Raw genomic sequence first — 17,606 nt, 5'->3', positions numbered from 1 at the left:
ACCTCTCTGAATGAAGGAAGACGCCCGCGCTGCAGGCATGTACTTTGCACTTGGCGATGCATGAACAGGCGAACGACGTTTTCCCGACATCCAGCCCGCCGGCGCCATGCGCAGCTGGCCGGCCTGGCCTTGTTGCTGGTGGCAACCGCCTCGCAGGCGGCTACCACGATGCATCCTGACGAGCTTATCGACGCGGCCCGCGGGTTTCTTGAGCAGGCCGTCGACAATTATTTGCAGCGCGGCGAACTGCAGGGCCGCCACGAGATACAGGTCAACCGCCTCGATCCGCGCCTGCGCCTGGCCCGATGCGACATACCGCTGGACGTCCAGCTGGAAGGCAACAAGCAACCGATCGGCCGCGTGACCCTGCGTGTCAGCTGCACCGGCAGCGCCCCCTGGTCGGTCTTCGTCCCGGCGCAGGTCAGGCTCTATCGCCAGGTGATCGTCACCAGCCGCGCATTGCAGCGCGGCAGCGCGCTCGGCCCCGGCGACCTGGGCCTGGCCGAGCACGACGTCTCGCTGCTCGCCCAAGGCTACCTGACCGATACCGCAGAAGTGCTGGGCAACAAGCTCACCCGCTTGGCCCAGGCCGGCCAGCCGCTGACGCCGAGCATGCTCGAGCTGGCCGAAGTCGTGCGCAAAGGCGACCAGGTGGTCATCAGCAGCGGCAACGGCTCGGTCAGCGTGCGCATGCCGGGCGAAGCCCTGGACGATGGCGCACCGGGCCAGCAGATTCGCGTGAAGAACCTTCGCTCCGGGCGTATAGTCAGGGCCCGCGTTGCCGGCCCCGGCCAGGTCGAAGTCGCCATGTGAGGCAGCGGCGCCACCGACTCGTCGCCTGCGGCTGCCAGCGCCAGAAAAAGTACTAAAGTTTCCGTGCGCGTGGCCGAAAGCAAGGCAAGCGTACTGATTCCCGAGGTTTTTCATCATGGTTATCGACTTCAACAGACCCAATGGCGCCGCCGGCCCGGGTGCCGCCCGCGGCAACCAGGTTCAAGGCAGCGAGCGGCCGGGTGCCGCACAGCCTGCGGAAACTGCCGCCGCAGCCCCGGAGTCGAACGCCGGCACTGGCGAATCCGTGCAGCTGAGCCCGGAAGCGCAGCGCCTGCAGCAGGCCACCGAAAAGCTCGAACTGCAACCGACCGTCGACCAGGCCCGCGTGGAGCGCATCAGGCAGGCGATCGCCGATGGCAGCTACGAGATCGACCCGAAGCGGCTGGCCGCCAAGCTGACGGCCTTCGAGTCCCAGCACTGACGCCCAACCACGCCCAGACCCAGGTAACCGATGCGCGACGAAGCCTTTCTGCAGCAACTGACCGATGATCTCGACATCGCCCGCCAGCTGCTCGAGCTGATCGAGCAGGAACTGGTCGCGCTCAGCGAAAGGAATCTGGGCGAGCTCGAAGGCCTCCTGTCGCGCAAGCAGCCGCTGCTTGCACTGCTCGGCCAGCATGGTGCCGAGCGCAGCAAGCTGCTCAGCGAGCGCCAGCTGAGCGCCGATCGGAGTGGGCTTCAAGCCTTTGCCCGCAACAGCGCCCTCGGCGAGTCGATCCTCGAGCGCTCGACTGAGCTCGAGCAGGCGCTGCAGGCCTGCCAGGAGGCGAATGCGCGCAACGGGCGGCTGATCAAGGCGAACCAGAGCGCGGTCGGCAGCATGCTGGCGATCCTGAACGGCAGCAACGAGACGCCAGACCTTTACAACCGTCGCGGCAACACCGCCAGGTCCAGCCAGCAACGCCCGCTGAGCCAGGCCTGAGGCGCGCGGCGCCACCCAGGAAGTTCGGGCACGCGCCCGTCATGCAGCAGCGGCTGCTGGAGAACAACGGACGTGTCGAATCCGTTCTTTGAAGAAGCCGGCCCGCAGCCGCCTAAAGTGCTGACGACCCCGCTGGAAATACAGGCCAACCTCAAGCAGCTGCTGGACAACAACGTTCCGCTCAGCATCCGCTTTCTCGAGCGCAACCAGCACTACCAGAGCTACCTGATCGAACTTCATCGCGACAAGGGCTGGCTGGCCCTCGACGAGCTGATCCCCAATGACGGCGAGCGCCTGATGCTCGCCGGCGAAGCCTTCGAAGTCGAAGCCTTCCACGAAGGCGCCCGCCTGCTGTGGACCTGCGGGGGGCCAGTCCATCCGGCCGAATACGACGGCGCACGCTGCTTCTGGAGCCCCATTCCCAGCGAACTGACCTACCACCAGCGCCGCAATGCCTATCGCGCACGCCTGGACGCCATGCCGATCGGCATCAGCCTGGGCGGCGCGCCGCTGAGCGGGGCATTGGAGGGACGACTGCTGGATATCTCGGCCACTGGCTGCAAGGTAAGCATCAAGGGCAACGTCCAGGCCCGACTGCATCCGGGCGAGGTCTACAGCGACTTCTGTGCGCAACTGCCGGGCGGGTCGATCAACTGCGCCGTGGAGTTGCGCCATGCTGCCCACGACGAGCGCCAGGACGTGACCTATTGCGGCATTCGCTTCCACCAGATCAGCGGCCTGCTGCAACGGCAGATTGAGCGCTTCGTCTATCAGCTGCAACGTGAGGCAAGACGCCAGGAGTGAAGCCCTGCACGATCGCACGGGCCCATGGCTGCATGGTGGCACGAGAATGGCGTCCCAGGCGAGGTTCGAACTCACAACCTTCCCCTTAGGAGGGGGATGCTCTATCCAATTGAGCTACTGGGACGTGCGGGCCGCATGTTAGCGGCACGTGAGCGGTTTGTCATGCCAGGCATGGGCTACGAACCACATTGCAAATTGCAAGAACGTTAGAGCGCGACTGTGCAAAACGCGAGATCAATCACCCCACAAAATACTTACAACACCTTGATTTATAAGGATTTTATTTAAAAAAGAAGCTTGGCATGACAGCTGCTTTCCTAACTGGCCATCGAACTGCCCCAGCGAAGGAAACGCAGACATGCCCAGGCCGCTCTATCTCATCAGCACGACAGCCGCATCACTCCTCGTCGCCGTTTTCGCCCTGCAGTTTTCCGCCATCGAGCCCGGCAGCCACGCGCCGTCCTACATGCCCAGCTCTTTGCATCAGCCCGCGCCCCCTGCCGCCAAGCTCTTCAAGCTGAGCGGCGAGTCCGTCAGCGCGCCCACGCCAGCCCAGCAGCGCTGGGTTTTCTAGTTCGGCCATACCAGGATTCCGCCAAGGAGAACGTCGATGTCCAAACTTGCCCTGTCCAGCCTGATCCTCCTCACGACCTGCCTATTCGCGATGTTATGGGCGCCGAGCGATATACTGCAGAAAGCCGGCACTTACGGAACGGGGCTGTTCGCCCTCTCCCTCCTGACAGGATTGGTCCTCGGTCGGCGTGTGAAGTTCGATCCGGTGTTACGCTGAAACCGCTCTACCCCGGGGCGTGCACGCAAGACGGACTGGGGCGCCCGTCACATCCGGACGCACTGATAGCAAAACGCCTTTACTAATAGAACCGAAGACGTACAATTGACGTCAGCAAGCCGACCATGGAAGAAAGTTTTACTGGCTAACGGAACAGCAAGTGTGGGCGGTTGTCAGACCGATGACTTCCACGGCAATACGCTACCACGTCAACTTGACTAACCGGTTTTCCTATGCGCCCTATGAAACAGGCAGTTTATTCCAGCCGTACCGCTGACAAATTTGTGGTTCGACTACCCGACGGCATGCGCGAGCGTATCGCCGATGTTGCGCGCAACCATCATCGAAGCATGAACTCAGAAATCATCGCTCGCCTCGAGCAGAGCCTGCTTCAGGAAGGCGCTCTGGACGAAGACCTGAGCATGCGCCTGGACAGCCCGGAGCTGACCCTTCACGAGCGCGAACTGCTGCAGCGGTTCCGCCAACTCACTCATCGCCAGCAGAATGCATTGATCGCCCTGATCGCCCAGGACACGGAACTGGCCAGGGAAGACAGCTGAATCGCCTTTGCGAACCCAATAAAAAGCCGGCTTAGCCGGCTTTTTATTGGGCGATGTGTCGCCTTCGCTACAGCAGGAACAGGCTCGCCAAGCCCAGGAAGATGAAGAAACCGCCACTGTCGGTCATCGCGGTTATCATCACGCTCGCACCCATTGCCGGATCGCGACCAAGCCGGGCCAGCGTCATCGGGATGAGCACGCCCATCAGCGCAGCCAGCAGGAGGTTCAGGGTCATGGCCGCCGTCATCACCGCACCCAGCGCCCAGTTGCCGTACAGCCAGTAGGCAACGAAACCGATCACGCCACCCCAGAGCACGCCATTGACCAATCCGACCCCTGCCTCCTTGCGCAACAACCTGAGCGTGTTACCAGTGCCGACCTGGTCCAGCGCCATGGCCCGCACGATCATGGTGATGGTCTGGTTGCCGGAGTTACCACCAATACCGGCCACGATCGGCATCAGCGCCGCCAGGGCCACCAGCTTCTCGATGGCACCGTCGAACAGGCCAATGACCCGCGAGGCGATGAATGCGGTGATCAGATTGATCGCCAGCCAGGCCCAACGGTTGCGTACCGACTTCCAAACCGAGGCGAAGATATCCTCCTCCTCGCGCAGACCGGCCATGCTGAGGACTTCGCTTTCGCTCTCCTCACGAATCAGGTCGACCATCTCGTCGATGGTCAGGCGACCGATGAGCTTGCCTCCCTTGTCCACGACCGGCGTCGACACCAGGTCATAACGCTCGAACGCCTGCGCCGCCTCGTAGGCGTCCTCGTCGGGGTGGAAGGTGACCGGATCGGTAGCCATGACTTCGGCGACCTGCTTCTCCGGGTCGTTGACCAACAGGCGCTTGATCGGCAGGACACCCTTGAGCACGCCGTCGTAATCGACGACGAACAACTTGTCGGTGTGCCCAGGCAGTTCCTTCAAGCGCCGCAGATAGCGCAGCACCACTTCCAGGCTGACATCTTCGCGAATGGTGACCATCTCGAAGTCCATCAGCGCGCCGACCTGGTCCTCGTCGTAGGAGAGCGCCGAACGGACTCGCTCGCGCTGCTGTGCATCGAGGCTTTCCATCAGCTCGTGCACCACGTCGCGCGGCAATTCGGGCGCCAGGTCGGCCAGCTCGTCGGCGTCCATCTCTTTCGCCGCAGCCAGGAGCTCCTGGTCGTCCATGTCCGCAATCAGCGTCTCGCGGACCGCATCGGACACTTCGAGCAGGATGTCACCGTCGCGCTCGGTCTTGACCAGCTGCCAGACGGCAAGACGCTCGTCGAGCGGCAGGGCCTCGAGGATGTGAGCGACGTCGGCAGGGTGCAACTCATCCAGCTTGAGCTGCAGCTGGGCCAGATCCTCGATCAGCAGCGGATCGGCGAGCCCCTGCGAGGGACGATCACCACGCAGGCCGGCAAGATGCTCGGCCAGGTCGTTACGATGCAGCAGCTCGATCACCTGCGCCAGGCGATCCTGCAAGGTTTCTTGCGGCTTTTTGGCTTCTACTTCGGTCATGGCGCACTCCACCCCCGACTGCGGGGCACGCCGGGGGAATCAGACAATCAGGCTGGCAGACAGGAACGTTGAACGACTACTGGGTAAGTCCATGGGGGGATGGGTCCACGAGCCCTGAGGGCGAACCGCGCAATCATACCATCGCAACGCTTGGCTGACGCGACTTTCACTGCCAATACAACCGTTTGCGTGGAGCGCCAACGCGCTGTCGCGACACTCCCTGTCGACGCCGTCACGCGCAGAAAAGACACCAGTCCCGACACCGCCACAACCCGCTAGGCTAGGCAAGCGAGACCAACCGTCATGGAGGACGACAGAATGCTCAAACTCACCACTTCGATATGCTGCCTGCTGCTCTGCAGCAGCCATGCCGCAGCAGCCACCGTATACCGCTGCGTGGACGAGGCCGGCCGGATCAGCTTTCGGCAGCAAGGCTGCCCCGAGAAGGACAACGGCTCGGTGCAGGAGATCGATAGCGCCGGCCCCAGCTCAGGCAAGGTCCGCCCCATGGCAACCCCGCACAAGCACAAGTCGCGGGCGGACGCCGAGCTGGTGGTCGTCGGCGTACAGGACAACCCCTGCGGCGCGACACTGACCGGCCAGCAACGCCGCCGGGCCATCATCGAGAAGCATATCCAGCCTGGCATGACACGGGCCGACGTCGAAAGCGCACTGGGCAAGCCCGACGACGTCACGACCAGCAACGGCAAGGCTCGCCTGCGCTACAGGAACAGCCAGGGCCGAACCCAGGTGGTCAACCTCGACCCGCAAGGCTGCGTCGTCGGCAATCGCTAGAACGAAAAAGGGCCTGCATTTCTGCAGGCCCTTCGTTTGGCGCACTCAGGAGGATTCGAACCTCCGACCGCTCGGTTCGTAGCCGAGTACTCTATCCAGCTGAGCTATGAGTGCGTGATGCGACTTTGTTAGACCAGATCGCCCTGGTTTTCCAGCATCCACCACCTAAGCAATGGATTCTAAAAGTGGCGCACTCAGGAGGATTCGAACCTCCGACCGCTCGGTTCGTAGCCGAGTACTCTATCCAGCTGAGCTATGAGTGCGCTGAGCGTGCGCATTATAGGTAGGTATCTCCGATCGTCAAGCTTCAATTCAGCACTGACAAAACCACCTGGAGCGACACACCAACCGACAATGCAATATGGCGGAGAAGGGGGGATTCGAACCCCCGACACCCTTTTGAGGTGTACTCCCTTAGCAGGGGAGCGCCTTCGGCCACTCGGCCACCTCTCCGCAACACGGGGCGCATGATACCGATCTTTACCCCGTTTGCAAAGCCAAAAATTACATAAAAATTAGTGGCTTGGTTCCTGATCCTTTTCTTTCTGGATCCGCTGGTAAATCTCCTCGCGATGCACCGCGACTTCCTTCGGTGCGTTCACGCCGATACGTACCTGGTTCCCCTTTACGCCCAACACGGTGACCGTAACATCGTCACCCACCATCAGGGTCTCTCCGACCCGGCGAGTCAGAATCAGCATTCCTTTCTCCTTCAACGGATTCAGTCAGTAAGCAGTCTGCAAAGAATAAAAACGGATATGTTCCGTTGCACATATAGCCAAAGCTTGCACCAGCTATTGACCAGCGCGCGGGACGCTAAAGTTCCTCGCGCGCCGCCAAAAACACGACAGAAGGCGCGCGGGGCCCCGTATTCAGGCCATTACTCGCCTGCGCCAGCCGGTGCGTCCAGTTCGAAGGCCGTGTGCAAGGCACGCACGGCCAGCTCGAGATACTTCTCCTCGATCACCACCGACACCTTGATCTCGGAGGTCGAGATCATCTGGATATTGATGTTTTCCTTCGCCAGCGCCTCGAACATACGGCTGGCGACGCCGGCATGTGAGCGCATTCCGACCCCAACGATCGACACCTTGGCAATGTCGGTATCGCCGATCACTTCGCGCGCACCCATCTCCTGGGCGATGCCGTTCAGCACCTTCAGGGCGTTGTTGTAGTCGTTGCGGTGGACCGTGAAGGTGAAGTCGGTGGTGTTATCGTGCGCGACGTTCTGCACGATCATGTCGACCTCGACGTTGGCCGCACTGATCGGGCCGAGGATCTTGAACGCCACGCCCGGTGTATCCGGCACCCCACGGATGGTCAGCTTGGCCTCGTCGCGATTGAAAGCGATGCCGGAAATGATGGGCTGTTCCATGGATTCCTCTTCATCAAGGGTAATGAGGGTACCCGGACCCTCCTGAAAACTGTGCAGCACCCGCAGGGGCACGCTGTACTTGCCAGCGAACTCGACTGCACGGATCTGCAGCACCTTCGAGCCCAGGCTGGCCATTTCCAGCATTTCCTCGAAGGTGATCTTGTCCAGTCGCTGCGCCTTGGCCACCACCCGCGGATCGGTGGTGTAGACGCCATCCACATCGGTATAGATCTGGCATTCGTCCGCCTTCAGCGCCGCGGCCAGGGCAACGCCGGTGGTGTCGGAACCGCCGCGGCCGAGCGTGGTGATATTGCCCTTCTCGTCCACACCCTGGAAGCCGGCGACCACCACGACGCGCCCCGCCTTGAGGTCGCGCTGGATACGCTGCGAGTCGATTTGCAGGATACGCGCCTTGGTGAAGGCGCTGTCGGTGAGAATGCGCACCTGATTGCCGGTATAGGACACCGCGGGCACGCCGCGCTTGATCAGCGCCATGGCCAGCAAGGCGATCGTCACTTGCTCGCCGGTGGAGACCATGACGTCGAGTTCCCGCGGCACGGGCTGCTCGCTGATCTGCCTGGCCAGCTCGATCAGTCGGTTCGTCTCGCCACTCATGGCCGACACCACGACCACGATATCGTCCCCGGCGTCGCGGAACTTCTTGACCTTCTCTGCCACCTGCTCGATGCGCTCGACGGTGCCGACCGAAGTGCCACCAAACTTCTGTACGATCAAAGCCATTTCATGCCGCCTAAGCCCCTGAAGGGCATCCGTTGATTACAAGTCGTCTACTCGGCATGCGCGCCGGGCTCACAGCCCCTCGACGAAGCGCGCAGCCAGCGCCAGGGCCTCGTCGAGCCGGGTCGCATCGGTACCGCCGCCCTGGGCCATGTCCGGCCGTCCGCCGCCCTTGCCGCCGACCGCCGCAGCGGCCTGCTTCATCAGCTCGCCGGCCTTGAAGCGGCCGGTCAGATCCTGGGTCACGCCAGCTACCAGCACGACCTTGTCGTCCTGCACGCCACCCAACAGGATCACGCCACTGCCCAGCTTGTTCTTCAGCTGATCGACCAGTGCCAGCAACGCCTTGCCATCGAGGCCGTCGAGCCGGGCAGCCAGGACATTGACATCCCCGACCCGGACCGCCGAGCCCGCCAGGTCGTCACCTGCGGCGCTGGCCGCCTTGGCCTTGAGCTGCTCCAGTTCCTTTTCCAGCTGGCGATTGCGCTCAAGCATAGCGCCTAGCTTGTCGAGCAGGTTTTCCCGGCTGCCCTTGACCAGGCTGGCCGCCTCGCGGAGCTGCTCCTCGGCCTGGTTCAGGTAGCCCAGGGCCGCGGCACCGGTCACCGCCTCGATACGACGCACGCCAGCCGCGACGCCACCTTCGCTGACGATCTTCAGCAGGCCGATGTCGCCGGTACGCGAGACATGGGTGCCGCCGCAGAGCTCCACCGAGAAGCCGCCGCCCATGCTCAGCACGCGCACCGTCTCGCCGTACTTCTCGCCGAACAGTGCCATCGCGCCCTTGGCCTTGGCCGAGTCGATGTCGGTTTCCTCGATCTCGACGGGGGTATTGCGCCGAATCTCGGCGTTGACCAGGTCTTCCAGCGCCTTGATCTGCTCGGGCCGGATCGCCTCGAAGTGGCTGAAGTCGAAACGCAGCCGCTGGCTGTCGACCAGCGAGCCCTTCTGCGTGACATGTTCGCCAAGCAGCTGGCGCAGCGCGGCGTGCAACAGGTGGGTAGCCGAGTGGTTCAGCGCCGTGGCCTGGCGCACCGAATCGTCCACGATGGCCTCGACCTGCGCGCCGACCTCCAGCACGCCGCGGTCGAGGATGCCGTGATGAAGGAAGGCCGCGCCTGCCTTGGTGGTATCGCGCACGTCGAAGCGCAGCCCCTCGGCCGACAGGTAGCCACAGTCGCCGACCTGCCCACCGGACTCGGCGTAGAACGGGGTGCGGTCGAGCACCACGACGCCCTCCTCGCCGGCGGAAAGCGCCTGCACGGCCATGCCTTCCTTGAACAGCGCCAGCACCCTGCCGCTGTCACGGGTACCCTGGTAGCCGGTGAACTGGGTCTGGCCCTCGATCTTCACCAGGCTGTTGTAGTCCATGCCGAAGGCGCTGGCCGAGCGAGCACGTTCGCGCTGGACGTCCATCTCGCGCTCGAAGCCCTCCTCATCGAGGGTCAGGTTGCGCTCGCGGGCGATGTCGTTGGTCAGGTCGACCGGGAAGCCATAGGTGTCGTACAGCTTGAACACCAACGCCCCCGGGATCACGCTGCCCTCGAGCCCGGCCAGGTCCTGCTCGAGGATCCGCAGGCCCTGCTCGAGAGTCTTGGCGAACTGCTCCTCCTCGTTCTTCAGCACGCGCTCGATATGCGCCTGCTGCTGCCTGAGTTCCACGAAGGCCTCGCCCATCTCCGCCACCAGTGCAGCGACGATGCGGTGGAAGAACGCCCCCTTGGCGCCCAGCTTGTTGCCGTGGCGGCAGGCGCGACGAATGATGCGACGCAGCACATAGCCGCGCCCTTCATTGGACGGCGTCACGCCGTCGGCGATCAGGAAGCCGCAGGAACGGATGTGGTCGGCGACGACCTTGAGCGACGCCTGGCCCTCGTTGGCGCAGCCGATGGCCGCGGCAGAGGCATCGAGCAGGCTCTGGAACAGGTCGATCTCGTAGTTGGAGTTGACGTGCTGCAGCACGGCGCTGATGCGCTCCAGGCCCATGCCGGTGTCCACGCTGGGCGCCGGCAGCGGGTGCAGCACGCCATCGGCGGTGCGGTTGAACTGCATGAACACGTTGTTCCAGATCTCGATGTAGCGGTCGCCATCTTCCTCGGGCGAGCCGGGCGGGCCGCCCCAGATGTGCTCGCCGTGGTCGAAGAAGATCTCGGTGCAGGGGCCGCACGGGCCGGTGTCGCCCATCGCCCAGAAATTGTCGGAGGCGTAGGGCGCGCCCTTGTTGTCGCCGATGCGCACCATGCGCTCGGCCGGCACGCCGACTTCGCGGGTCCAGATGTCGTAGGCCTCGTCGTCGGTGGCGTAGACGGTGACCCAGAGCTTTTCCTTGGGCAGGTTCAGCCACTTGTCGCTGGTGAGGAATTCCCAGGCGTAGTGGATGGCATCGCGCTTGAAATAGTCGCCGAAGCTGAAGTTGCCGAGCATCTCGAAGAAGGTGTGATGGCGCGCGGTATAGCCGACGTTCTCCAAGTCGTTGTGCTTGCCACCGGCACGCACGCACTTCTGGCTGGTGGTCGCGCGGGTGTAGGCGCGCTTCTCCAGGCCGAGGAAGCAGTCCTTGAACTGGTTCATGCCGGCGTTGGTGAACAGCAGGGTCGGATCGTTCGCCGGGATCAGCGAACTGGAGGCGACGCGGGTGTGGCCCTTCTCTTCGAAGAAGCGGAGGAAGGCTTCGCGGATTTCTGCGCTTTTCATTGATTTCTTCCAGAAGACTGCGGCCGAGCGGCTGCAAAACGTCACGGCGTGGCGGCACCGCCGGGCGCTTCACAACTACCGCAAAGGTAGTCGGCAAAGGGCCGCATTATATCGGGCCTGCGCGCCGGGTATAGGGGATCGCTGCAATAGAATCAAGCCATTCGACGCGCCGCGCCTGGCCTGCCGGCACGCCATGGGTGCGCATGGCCCGCAGGCGCCGGGCAAGGCCGCCGCCTGCGCGGCAGCCCTCAGCGCAGCAGGCGCATGTCGAGGGCCTTGGAGCCACCGCCGAGCAGGGTCTCGGTGATATCGATGAAATCGTCGGTGGTGACCTTGTCCAGGCGCATCAGGCCGCGGGCGACGTCGTCGAGCGAATGACGCCCCTTGCTGCGCTGGCGGATCTCGCGATCGAGCTCCTGCAGCATCAGCACCGCCCGCGCGGTCACCGGCCCGGAGGAACGCTCGGTACGCAGGCTGCTGACGTCGCGGCTCCACTTGCCCAGGTGCTCGCGCACGACCTGGTAGCGATCCTCGCTGAGGCCGCCGGCGCGGCGCATCAGTTCGATGGCGTAGTACTCGGCAAGGCCTTCGCTGATCCAGTCGCTGCGATCGGCGTCGCTGATGCGGCTGAACACGTGGACCAGCTCGTGGACCAGCGAACTGGTGCCGTTCTCGCTGACCAGCGGACGGTCGGCGTGCATGTACAGCGAGTTCGGCCCGGACAGGCCGCCGCGCCACATCGGCTCGCCGGCGCCGACGATCAGCAGCTTGCCCGGGTCGCGCGGAAAGACGTTCTGCAGTTCCGGCCAGACGAAGGTGAGCAGGGTGAGGATATCCATCCGCCGCACGCCCTCGCCGATCGGTGCGGCGACGGTCACGTCGGTCTCGCCCAGCCGGGCGCGGCGGGTGCCGAGCTTGCCGGCCAGCATCCAGCCGGTCGGCCGGTCGAACAGGCGCTCGGGGTTGTCGATGCGGAAGCGGTTCTTGCCGATGCGTTTCCAGCCGGTCTCGATACTCTTCCAGCCTTCCGGCAACTCGAACTGCAGCCGGGCCACCAGCACGGTGCCATCGACCTCGTCCAGGTGCACCGGCGGCACCAGGTCATCGCCGCGGAACAGCGCCCAGTCTTCGGTCATCCGGGCATCGAAGCGCCCATCGCCACGCGCATGGCTGATGCGCACCCGGTAGCTGAGTTGTGCCTTGCCGGCGGCCGGTTTCCACACGCCGCGGCCTGGCTGCTCCTGGCTCCACTGGCCATCGGCCTGGAAGTCGCTATACGTACCCTCCTCGCCAAGGTTGAAATCGAGGCTGCGAATCACCTCGCCTTTCTCCAGGGTCAGGCGGACCTCGGCCTGGTCAGCCTGAGGGACAAGCCGCACGTGATAATCGAGATCGACGCGCTGGGCGGCCTGGGCATGAACTGCGCACAGCAGCAGGGAGAACAGCAACGGCAAACGGACGCGCATGTGGATGGACTCCGCAGGGTGGTTCAGCTAAGACGTCGCCGGCGCTGGTTGGATTCAACCGGCACGGAAAATCAGATGCTCTTCCCAATCGTCCTCGGGCACGCTGCCCTCGGCGAGCATCCGGCCGGCCTGGGAGATGCGCTCGGCATGGACTCGCTCGCGGTCGCCGCACACCAGGTGATGCCACAGCGGCAGGTCCTTGCCCTCGGCGACCAGGCGGTAGGCACAGGTGGGCGGCAGCCATTTGAACTGGACGGCATCCTTAGGGCTGAGCTGGATGCAGTCCGGCACGCTGGCGCGCCGATTGGGATAGTCGCTGCAGCGGCAGCTCTGCAGATCGAGCAGCCGGCAGGCAATGCGGGTGTAGTAGATGGCACCGTCTTCGTCGTCCTCGAGCTTCTGCAGGCAGCAGAGCCCGCAGCCATCGCACAGCGATTCCCACTCGTCGCCATCGAGTTCGGCAAGCGTCTTGCGCTTCCAGAAGGGTTCGACTCTTGCCGCCATGCTCCGCCACCGCTGAAACAAAGGGCGCAAGTCTAGTCGCTGGCCGGACGCCGGCCAAGCCGCCGCCACGACGCCACTCGTCGAGGCGACAAGCCGGCGACCGGCGGAGGCCCGGATGGTCAGGCCGCGAAAAGATTCGCCGAAGCGGAACCGCCCTACCGACCGCGCAGGCCGGCGGCCATCACTGCTGTTTGTCGAGCATCTTGCGGTGCTCGCGCATCTGCTCCAGCACCTGTTCCATGCGCTCGATGCGCATGTCGAGCATTTCCTTGGTCGGCGCGCCGGCCATGGCGCCCGGGCCCATGCCCTTGCCGCCCTGCATGCCCATTCCCATGCCCTTGCCACCCATCGGCATGCCGTCCGCGCCGGTCATGGGGCAGCCGCCCATCCAGCCGACACCCGACTGCATGCTCTGCCAGTGCTGCTCGCGCAGCTTGCTGCGTTCCTCGGGGGTCTTCGCGTTTTGCCAGGCCTGGCGGTATTCCTGCATCTGCTGCCAGTGTTTCTGCCAGGCCGACTCATCGGTGGCGGCATCCTGGGCCTGCACGTTCACGGCCGCCCCGAGCAGGACGGCGCTCAACAGCATCGATTGCATTTTCATTGCGCATCTCCTTGGCGTTTTCCAACCCATGGAGAGCATAGACCCGCGCGCGATGCTGCCCTTGACCAAACAGGGGTATTGCGACCCGAGGTCACACCGGGTCGTTCATCCGCAGCAGCTCCTCGGGCAGATGCTCGATGTACTCCTCCTCGGGCGGCGGCATCTGCAGGTGGTAGCCCTGCTCGCGGATATTGGCCAGCACCTTGTGGATATCCTCGCGCGCGAGTTGGCGCTCGGGCGTCAGCACCAGGTCGAAGGCCAGCTGCGGCGGGCCGAAGGCGGCCAGCAGGCCTTCTGGAACGCGCTTGAGTGCGTCCTTCTTTTCCACGTAGAGATACATCTCCCGCTTGCGCGGGCTCTTGTAGACCGAACAGATCAGTTTCATGAGTTCACTTCCAGAACGTCGAGCAGGGCCTGGCCCATCAGGTCGCGGCGCCAGCCCTTGAGCGAATCGGGCAACCGGTAGGGCCCCTGCGGATAGCCACTCTTGAGCAGCGCTTCGAGGGTTTTCTTGCGCAGCATCAGCTCCGGCGCAATGCCCAGCCGGGTAGCCTCGCGCTGGCCGACCGCACGCAGCTTCTTCAGCAGCGCGCTGGCCTCCAGCGGCAGCGGTTCGGCCAGTGGTGCCGGCCAGGATTCCGGCGCACAGGCCGCCGCCTCGCGGATCAGTTCGAGGATCGTCTCGCCATCCTGGCGCACCGTGCGCGGATGCATGTCCTCGATACGCGCCAGGCTGACCAGATCCTTCGGCTGCGTGCGCGCCAGCGGCCAAAGGCTCGCCTCGCGCAGGATGCGGTTGCGCGGCAGGTTGCGCGCCCGCGCCTCGTGCTCGCGCCAGGCCGCCAGCGCGCGCAGCACGCAGAGCTGCTGCGGCCGCAGTCGCCAGGCCTGCTTGACCTCGCGGTAGGCCTCCTGCGGATCGCTCTGGCGCTGCAGGTTGGTCACCAGTTCCTCGCCATCCTCGAGCAGCCAGGCGCGCTTGTCGTCATCCAGCCTGGGCAGCAGCGCCTCGTAGAGCTCGGCCAAGTGCTGTGCATCCTCGGCGGCGTAGCGCACCTGCATTTCGCTGAGCGGCCGCTGCAGCCAGTCCGAGCGCGTCTCGCCCTTGGGCAACTCGATGCCGAGTACGGCCTGCACCAGCCGCGAATAGCCCATGGAAAAACCGATATCCAGGTAGGCGGCCGCCAGCTGTGTGTCGAACAACGGCAGCGGCAGGCTGCCCACCAGGCGCAGCAGTACTTCGAGGTCTTCGCTGCAGGCGTGCAGGACCTTGGTCACCCGCCGGTCCTCGAGCAGCCCGGCAAAGGCGGACCAATCGGAGATGCGCAGCGGGTCGACGAGATAGGCGCAGCGACCGTCGCCAACCTGCAGCAGGCCGGCGATCGGATAGAAGGTGTCGACGCGCATGAATTCGGTGTCCAGCGCCACGAACGGCAGTTGCCGCCAGGCGCCGCACAGGCGCGCCAGGTGCTCATCATCCAGCACCCATTGGGTTTCGATGGCCACGAGGCCTCCTTTGCTTCGGCTGACGACCGCCGTACGGCCGAACGAGGCCGGCAGTATATCGCCAGCGCCGGCGGATGAGGCGTTTCTGCCACGGCCCGGCTCTGCTAGGGTCTGCAGCCACACCGCACTACAGCCCGCCCGAGGAACCGCCATGCCGCTCGCCCGCCTGACCACCGCGCAACAACTGGCCGAAAGCCCGGCACAGCCGATCCTCTTCGACTGCCGCTTCGCCCTCGAGGATCCGGCCTACGGTCAACGCAGCTATGCCGCCGGGCATATCCCCGGCGCGCGCTTCCTCGACCTGGAGCAGGACCTCTCCGGCCCGGTCATACCCGGCCGCACCGGCCGCCACCCACTGCCCGACCCGCAACAACTGCTCGAGCAACTGCGCGAACTGGGCGCCGACAACGACAGCCGGATCGTCTTCTACGACGACGGCCCCGGCGCCTTCGCCGCGCGCGCCTGGTGGCTGCTGGCCTGGCTTGGCAAGCGCGACGGCCTGTACCTGCTCGATGGCGGGCTCGCCGCCTGGCGCGCCGCCGGCTTGCCGCTGGAAACTGCCGTGGCGACCCCGGACCGGGGCACGCTGGACGGCACGCCGGATCCGCGCATGCTGGTCGAGGCCGCCGAGCTGGCCGCCGAGCCGGCGCGCTTCCACCTGCTCGACGCCCGCGCACTGCCGCGCTTTCGCGGCGAGGTCGAGCCGATCGACCCGGTCGCCGGGCACATCCCCGGCGCCCTCTGCGCGCCGTTCGGTGACAACCTCGGTGCCGACGGACGCTTCCTCGATGCCGCGCAGCTGCGCCAGCGCTTCCAGGCACTCGCCGACGGACAGGGCGGGCGCGCGGCGGTGGCCTACTGCGGCTCGGGCGTCACCGCCTGCCACACCATCTTCGCCATGGCACTGGCCGGCCTCGAGCCGCCGCGCCTGTATGCCGGCTCCTGGAGCGAATGGATCACCGATCCGGCCCGGCCGGTCGCCCGCGGCCAGTGAGCACGCCGCCTGCGTGGCCGACGGGTCACGAAGGAAACCGGCGAGTTTTCATTTCTCTTGACAATCGACTCAGATAGCCACCGATCGTCGTCATAATTACGAAAAATTGCACTCTTTCATTTGCTGTCGCTCAGACAAAGTTGCTAGGTTCCGAGCCGCTTTTTCCTGAGGGGTACACAATGAAAACAAGATGGTTGAAAACCGCTCTCGCCATGGCCGTGAGCGCGATGTCCACGCAGCTGCTGGCCGCCGGCTATGCCTTGAACGAGCAGAGCATCAGCGGCATGGGCACCTCCTTCGCCGGCCGCTCTTCCTCCGCCGACGACGCCACCACCCTGTTCGGCAACCCGGCCGGCATGTCCCGCCTCAAGCGCGAGGAAGTGAGCTTCGGCATGGCCGCGATCCATGCCAATACCGAGATCGACGACGCCGCCGGCGCGTTCTCCGGCCCCGCGCTGGGCGGCGCAAGCCTGCCCTATGGCGGCAGCAACGACGGCGACATGGTGCCGTTCGCCGCGGTTCCGATGGGTTACTACGTCAAGCCGATCGACGACAAGTGGGCGCTGGGCGTCGGCGTCTACGTGCCGTTCGGCCTGAGCACCGACTACGAGAGCGGCTTTCAGGGGCGCTACTTTGGCGACTACAGCGAGGTGCGCGTCATCACCGTACAGCCGACCGTCAGCTATCGCTTCAACGACAAGCTGTCCATCGGCTTCGGCCCGACCCTCAACCGCATCGACGGCGAGCTGCAGAGCGCCTCGCCGAATGCCCTCAGCCTGGGCGCCAACGATGGCCGCGTGAAGATCGAAGGCGACGACACGGCGATCGGCTTCAACGCTGGCCTGCTCTACGAATTCACCCCACACACCCGCCTCGGCGTGACCTACCACTCGAAGGTCGAGTACACCCTCGAGGGCGACACCCGCATCTCCGGTACCGGCTTCGGTGCGGCCAACGGCAGCCAGTACGATGCACAGCTGGACCTGACCACGCCGGAGTCGATCGACGTCTCGCTCACCCACCAGTTGAACGACCGCTGGACCCTGTACGCCGGCGCCATGCTGACCCGCTGGAGCCAGTTCGAGTCGCTGATCATCGAGAACGAGGGCGTGCCCGTGCCGCTGCAGGGCAGCCTGGCGCCGATCGTCGAGGAACAGGACTGGCACGACACCTGGTCGTATGCCATCGGCGCGGCCTACCAGCTCAGCCCGCAATGGACCCTGCGCACCGGCCTGGCCTTCGACCAGAGCCCGACCAACAACGTCCACCGCTCGCCGCGCATCCCCACCGGCGATCGCACCGCGGTCAGCTTCGGCCTGGGCTGGAACCCGACCGAGGACATCACCGTCGACCTGGCCTACAGCTATCTCTGGGAAGAGGAGGTCGACATCAGCCGCAGCCGCAGCTACCAGGGCGGCCTGCTGAACGCCAGCTACGAAGCCAGCTACGAAAACAGCGCCCACGGTTTCGGCGCCGCACTGAGCTATCGCTTCTGATGCATCACAGCCCCGGC

Annotated in this window: 19 protein-coding genes and 4 tRNA genes; 10 read left to right on the top strand and 13 right to left on the bottom strand. The window is 64.7% G+C overall.

The genetic code is table 11. The features are described from left to right. The first annotated feature begins 60 nt into the window (after positions 1–60). From flgA to L3N39_RS08860, 4 genes are all read left to right on the top strand, one after another. Positions 61–813 carry a flagellar basal body P-ring formation chaperone FlgA gene (flgA, locus tag L3N39_RS08875; RefSeq protein ID WP_431978013.1) on the top strand — a complete coding sequence of 251 codons (753 nt, stop codon included), beginning with the start codon at positions 61–63 and terminating at the stop codon, positions 811–813. Positions 814–928: 115 nt separating this feature from the next. Next, positions 929–1,255, top strand: coding sequence for a flagellar biosynthesis anti-sigma factor FlgM (gene flgM / locus L3N39_RS08870; RefSeq protein ID WP_237256960.1), 327 nt, complete (start codon positions 929–931; stop codon positions 1,253–1,255). Positions 1,256–1,285: 30 nt separating this feature from the next. After that, positions 1,286–1,756, top strand: coding sequence for a flagella synthesis protein FlgN (locus tag L3N39_RS08865; protein ID WP_237256959.1), 471 nt, complete (start codon positions 1,286–1,288; stop codon positions 1,754–1,756). A gap of 72 nt (positions 1,757–1,828) precedes the next feature. Continuing rightward, a complete protein-coding gene (locus L3N39_RS08860; protein WP_237256958.1) occupies positions 1,829–2,560 on the top strand; it encodes a flagellar brake protein in 732 nt (243 codons plus the stop codon). A 47-nt stretch (positions 2,561–2,607) separates the two neighbouring features. On the opposite strand, the gene L3N39_RS08855 is transcribed toward L3N39_RS08860, so the two are convergent. Further along, positions 2,608–2,684: transfer RNA gene (locus L3N39_RS08855), tRNA-Arg, on the bottom strand. A 234-nt stretch (positions 2,685–2,918) separates the two neighbouring features. Here L3N39_RS08855 and L3N39_RS08850 point away from each other — a divergent pair. The 3 genes from L3N39_RS08850 (at position 2,919) to L3N39_RS08840 (ending at position 3,910) form a co-directional block, all read left to right on the top strand. Further along, positions 2,919–3,134, top strand: a complete 216-nt coding sequence (locus L3N39_RS08850) for a hypothetical protein (protein WP_237256957.1) — start codon at positions 2,919–2,921, stop codon at positions 3,132–3,134. Between the two features lie 36 nt (positions 3,135–3,170). Next, positions 3,171–3,350: a PA3371 family protein gene (locus L3N39_RS08845; RefSeq protein WP_237256956.1), complete on the top strand. Its 180-nt coding sequence runs from the start codon at positions 3,171–3,173 to the stop codon at positions 3,348–3,350. 233 nt (positions 3,351–3,583) lie between these two features. Continuing rightward, complete coding sequence (locus L3N39_RS08840) at positions 3,584–3,910, top strand: Arc family DNA-binding protein (protein WP_237256955.1); 327 nt, start codon at positions 3,584–3,586, stop codon at positions 3,908–3,910. A gap of 67 nt (positions 3,911–3,977) precedes the next feature. On the opposite strand, the gene mgtE is transcribed toward L3N39_RS08840, so the two are convergent. Next, positions 3,978–5,420, bottom strand: a complete 1,443-nt coding sequence (mgtE, locus tag L3N39_RS08835) for a magnesium transporter (RefSeq protein ID WP_237256954.1) — start codon at positions 5,418–5,420, stop codon at positions 3,978–3,980. A 318-nt stretch (positions 5,421–5,738) separates the two neighbouring features. Between mgtE and L3N39_RS08830 the strand changes: the two genes are divergently transcribed. After that, positions 5,739–6,215: a DUF4124 domain-containing protein gene (locus tag L3N39_RS08830; RefSeq protein ID WP_237256953.1), complete on the top strand. Its 477-nt coding sequence runs from the start codon at positions 5,739–5,741 to the stop codon at positions 6,213–6,215. Positions 6,216–6,252: 37 nt separating this feature from the next. Here L3N39_RS08830 and L3N39_RS08825 read toward each other — a convergent pair. From L3N39_RS08825 to rnd, 11 genes are all read right to left on the bottom strand, one after another. Further along, a tRNA-Arg gene (locus L3N39_RS08825) sits at positions 6,253–6,329 on the bottom strand. A 72-nt stretch (positions 6,330–6,401) separates the two neighbouring features. Then, a tRNA-Arg gene (locus L3N39_RS08820) sits at positions 6,402–6,478 on the bottom strand. Positions 6,479–6,577: 99 nt separating this feature from the next. Beyond that, positions 6,578–6,668, bottom strand: a tRNA-Ser gene (locus tag L3N39_RS08815). Positions 6,669–6,730: 62 nt separating this feature from the next. Next, positions 6,731–6,916, bottom strand: coding sequence for a carbon storage regulator CsrA (gene csrA, locus L3N39_RS08810; RefSeq protein WP_003283978.1), 186 nt, complete (start codon positions 6,914–6,916; stop codon positions 6,731–6,733). Positions 6,917–7,095: 179 nt separating this feature from the next. Continuing rightward, positions 7,096–8,331, bottom strand: coding sequence for an aspartate kinase (locus L3N39_RS08805; protein ID WP_237256952.1), 1,236 nt, complete (start codon positions 8,329–8,331; stop codon positions 7,096–7,098). 69 nt (positions 8,332–8,400) lie between these two features. Then, entirely contained in the window at positions 8,401–11,022 is a 2,622-nt protein-coding gene (alaS, locus tag L3N39_RS08800) for an alanine--tRNA ligase (protein WP_237256951.1), read from the bottom strand. 248 nt (positions 11,023–11,270) lie between these two features. Beyond that, entirely contained in the window at positions 11,271–12,488 is a 1,218-nt protein-coding gene (locus L3N39_RS08795) for a hypothetical protein (protein ID WP_237256950.1), read from the bottom strand. 54 nt (positions 12,489–12,542) lie between these two features. Further along, complete coding sequence (locus tag L3N39_RS08790) at positions 12,543–12,992, bottom strand: YcgN family cysteine cluster protein (RefSeq protein ID WP_237256949.1); 450 nt, start codon at positions 12,990–12,992, stop codon at positions 12,543–12,545. A gap of 181 nt (positions 12,993–13,173) precedes the next feature. Continuing rightward, complete coding sequence (locus tag L3N39_RS08785) at positions 13,174–13,593, bottom strand: hypothetical protein (RefSeq protein ID WP_237256948.1); 420 nt, start codon at positions 13,591–13,593, stop codon at positions 13,174–13,176. A 91-nt stretch (positions 13,594–13,684) separates the two neighbouring features. After that, on the bottom strand, positions 13,685–13,978 hold the full coding sequence (locus tag L3N39_RS08780; protein WP_237256947.1) for a YcgL domain-containing protein: 294 nt from the start codon (positions 13,976–13,978) through the stop codon (positions 13,685–13,687). Continuing rightward, positions 13,975–15,099 (bottom strand): ribonuclease D, encoded by a 1,125-nt coding sequence (gene rnd, locus L3N39_RS08775; protein WP_237256946.1) that lies wholly within the window; start codon positions 15,097–15,099, stop codon positions 13,975–13,977. The genes L3N39_RS08780 and rnd overlap by 4 nt, the downstream gene beginning before the upstream one ends. A gap of 151 nt (positions 15,100–15,250) precedes the next feature. Between rnd and L3N39_RS08770 the strand changes: the two genes are divergently transcribed. Both L3N39_RS08770 and L3N39_RS08765 read left to right on the top strand, forming a co-directional pair. Continuing rightward, positions 15,251–16,093 carry a sulfurtransferase gene (locus tag L3N39_RS08770; RefSeq protein WP_237256945.1) on the top strand — a complete coding sequence of 281 codons (843 nt, stop codon included), beginning with the start codon at positions 15,251–15,253 and terminating at the stop codon, positions 16,091–16,093. Between the two features lie 179 nt (positions 16,094–16,272). Then, positions 16,273–17,589 carry an OmpP1/FadL family transporter gene (locus L3N39_RS08765; RefSeq protein WP_237256944.1) on the top strand — a complete coding sequence of 439 codons (1,317 nt, stop codon included), beginning with the start codon at positions 16,273–16,275 and terminating at the stop codon, positions 17,587–17,589. The last annotated feature ends 17 nt before the right edge of the window (positions 17,590–17,606 follow it).

The sequence above is a fragment of the Pseudomonas oligotrophica genome (assembly GCF_021726475.1).
Taxonomy (GTDB): Bacteria; Pseudomonadota; Gammaproteobacteria; order Pseudomonadales; family Pseudomonadaceae; genus Stutzerimonas; species Stutzerimonas oligotrophica.
The sequence above is the reverse complement of the archived record's forward strand: the minus strand, read 5'-3'. Positions and strand labels throughout refer to the sequence as shown.

Excerpts from the sequence above, each read along its gene's own strand:
- L3N39_RS08840 (WP_237256955.1), top strand. The coding sequence starts at position 3,584 with ATGCGCCCTATGAAACAGGCAGTTTATTCCAGCCGTACCGCTGACAAA.
- L3N39_RS08765 (WP_237256944.1), top strand. The coding sequence starts at position 16,273 with ATGAAAACAAGATGGTTGAAAACCGCTCTCGCCATGGCCGTGAGCGCG.
- L3N39_RS08780 (WP_237256947.1), bottom strand. The coding sequence starts at position 13,978 with ATGAAACTGATCTGTTCGGTCTACAAGAGCCCGCGCAAGCGGGAGATG.
- flgM (WP_237256960.1), top strand. The coding sequence starts at position 929 with ATGGTTATCGACTTCAACAGACCCAATGGCGCCGCCGGCCCGGGTGCC.
- L3N39_RS08790 (WP_237256949.1), bottom strand. The coding sequence starts at position 12,992 with ATGGCGGCAAGAGTCGAACCCTTCTGGAAGCGCAAGACGCTTGCCGAA.
- L3N39_RS08850 (WP_237256957.1), top strand. The coding sequence starts at position 2,919 with ATGCCCAGGCCGCTCTATCTCATCAGCACGACAGCCGCATCACTCCTC.
- csrA (WP_003283978.1), bottom strand. The coding sequence starts at position 6,916 with ATGCTGATTCTGACTCGCCGGGTCGGAGAGACCCTGATGGTGGGTGAC.
- L3N39_RS08770 (WP_237256945.1), top strand. The coding sequence starts at position 15,251 with ATGCCGCTCGCCCGCCTGACCACCGCGCAACAACTGGCCGAAAGCCCG.
- L3N39_RS08845 (WP_237256956.1), top strand. The coding sequence starts at position 3,171 with ATGTCCAAACTTGCCCTGTCCAGCCTGATCCTCCTCACGACCTGCCTA.
- L3N39_RS08795 (WP_237256950.1), bottom strand. The coding sequence starts at position 12,488 with ATGCGCGTCCGTTTGCCGTTGCTGTTCTCCCTGCTGCTGTGCGCAGTT.
- flgA (WP_431978013.1), top strand. The coding sequence starts at position 61 with ATGAACAGGCGAACGACGTTTTCCCGACATCCAGCCCGCCGGCGCCAT.
- L3N39_RS08830 (WP_237256953.1), top strand. The coding sequence starts at position 5,739 with ATGCTCAAACTCACCACTTCGATATGCTGCCTGCTGCTCTGCAGCAGC.
- L3N39_RS08785 (WP_237256948.1), bottom strand. The coding sequence starts at position 13,593 with ATGAAAATGCAATCGATGCTGTTGAGCGCCGTCCTGCTCGGGGCGGCC.
- L3N39_RS08805 (WP_237256952.1), bottom strand. The coding sequence starts at position 8,331 with ATGGCTTTGATCGTACAGAAGTTTGGTGGCACTTCGGTCGGCACCGTC.
- alaS (WP_237256951.1), bottom strand. The coding sequence starts at position 11,022 with ATGAAAAGCGCAGAAATCCGCGAAGCCTTCCTCCGCTTCTTCGAAGAG.
- mgtE (WP_237256954.1), bottom strand. The coding sequence starts at position 5,420 with ATGACCGAAGTAGAAGCCAAAAAGCCGCAAGAAACCTTGCAGGATCGC.
- L3N39_RS08865 (WP_237256959.1), top strand. The coding sequence starts at position 1,286 with ATGCGCGACGAAGCCTTTCTGCAGCAACTGACCGATGATCTCGACATC.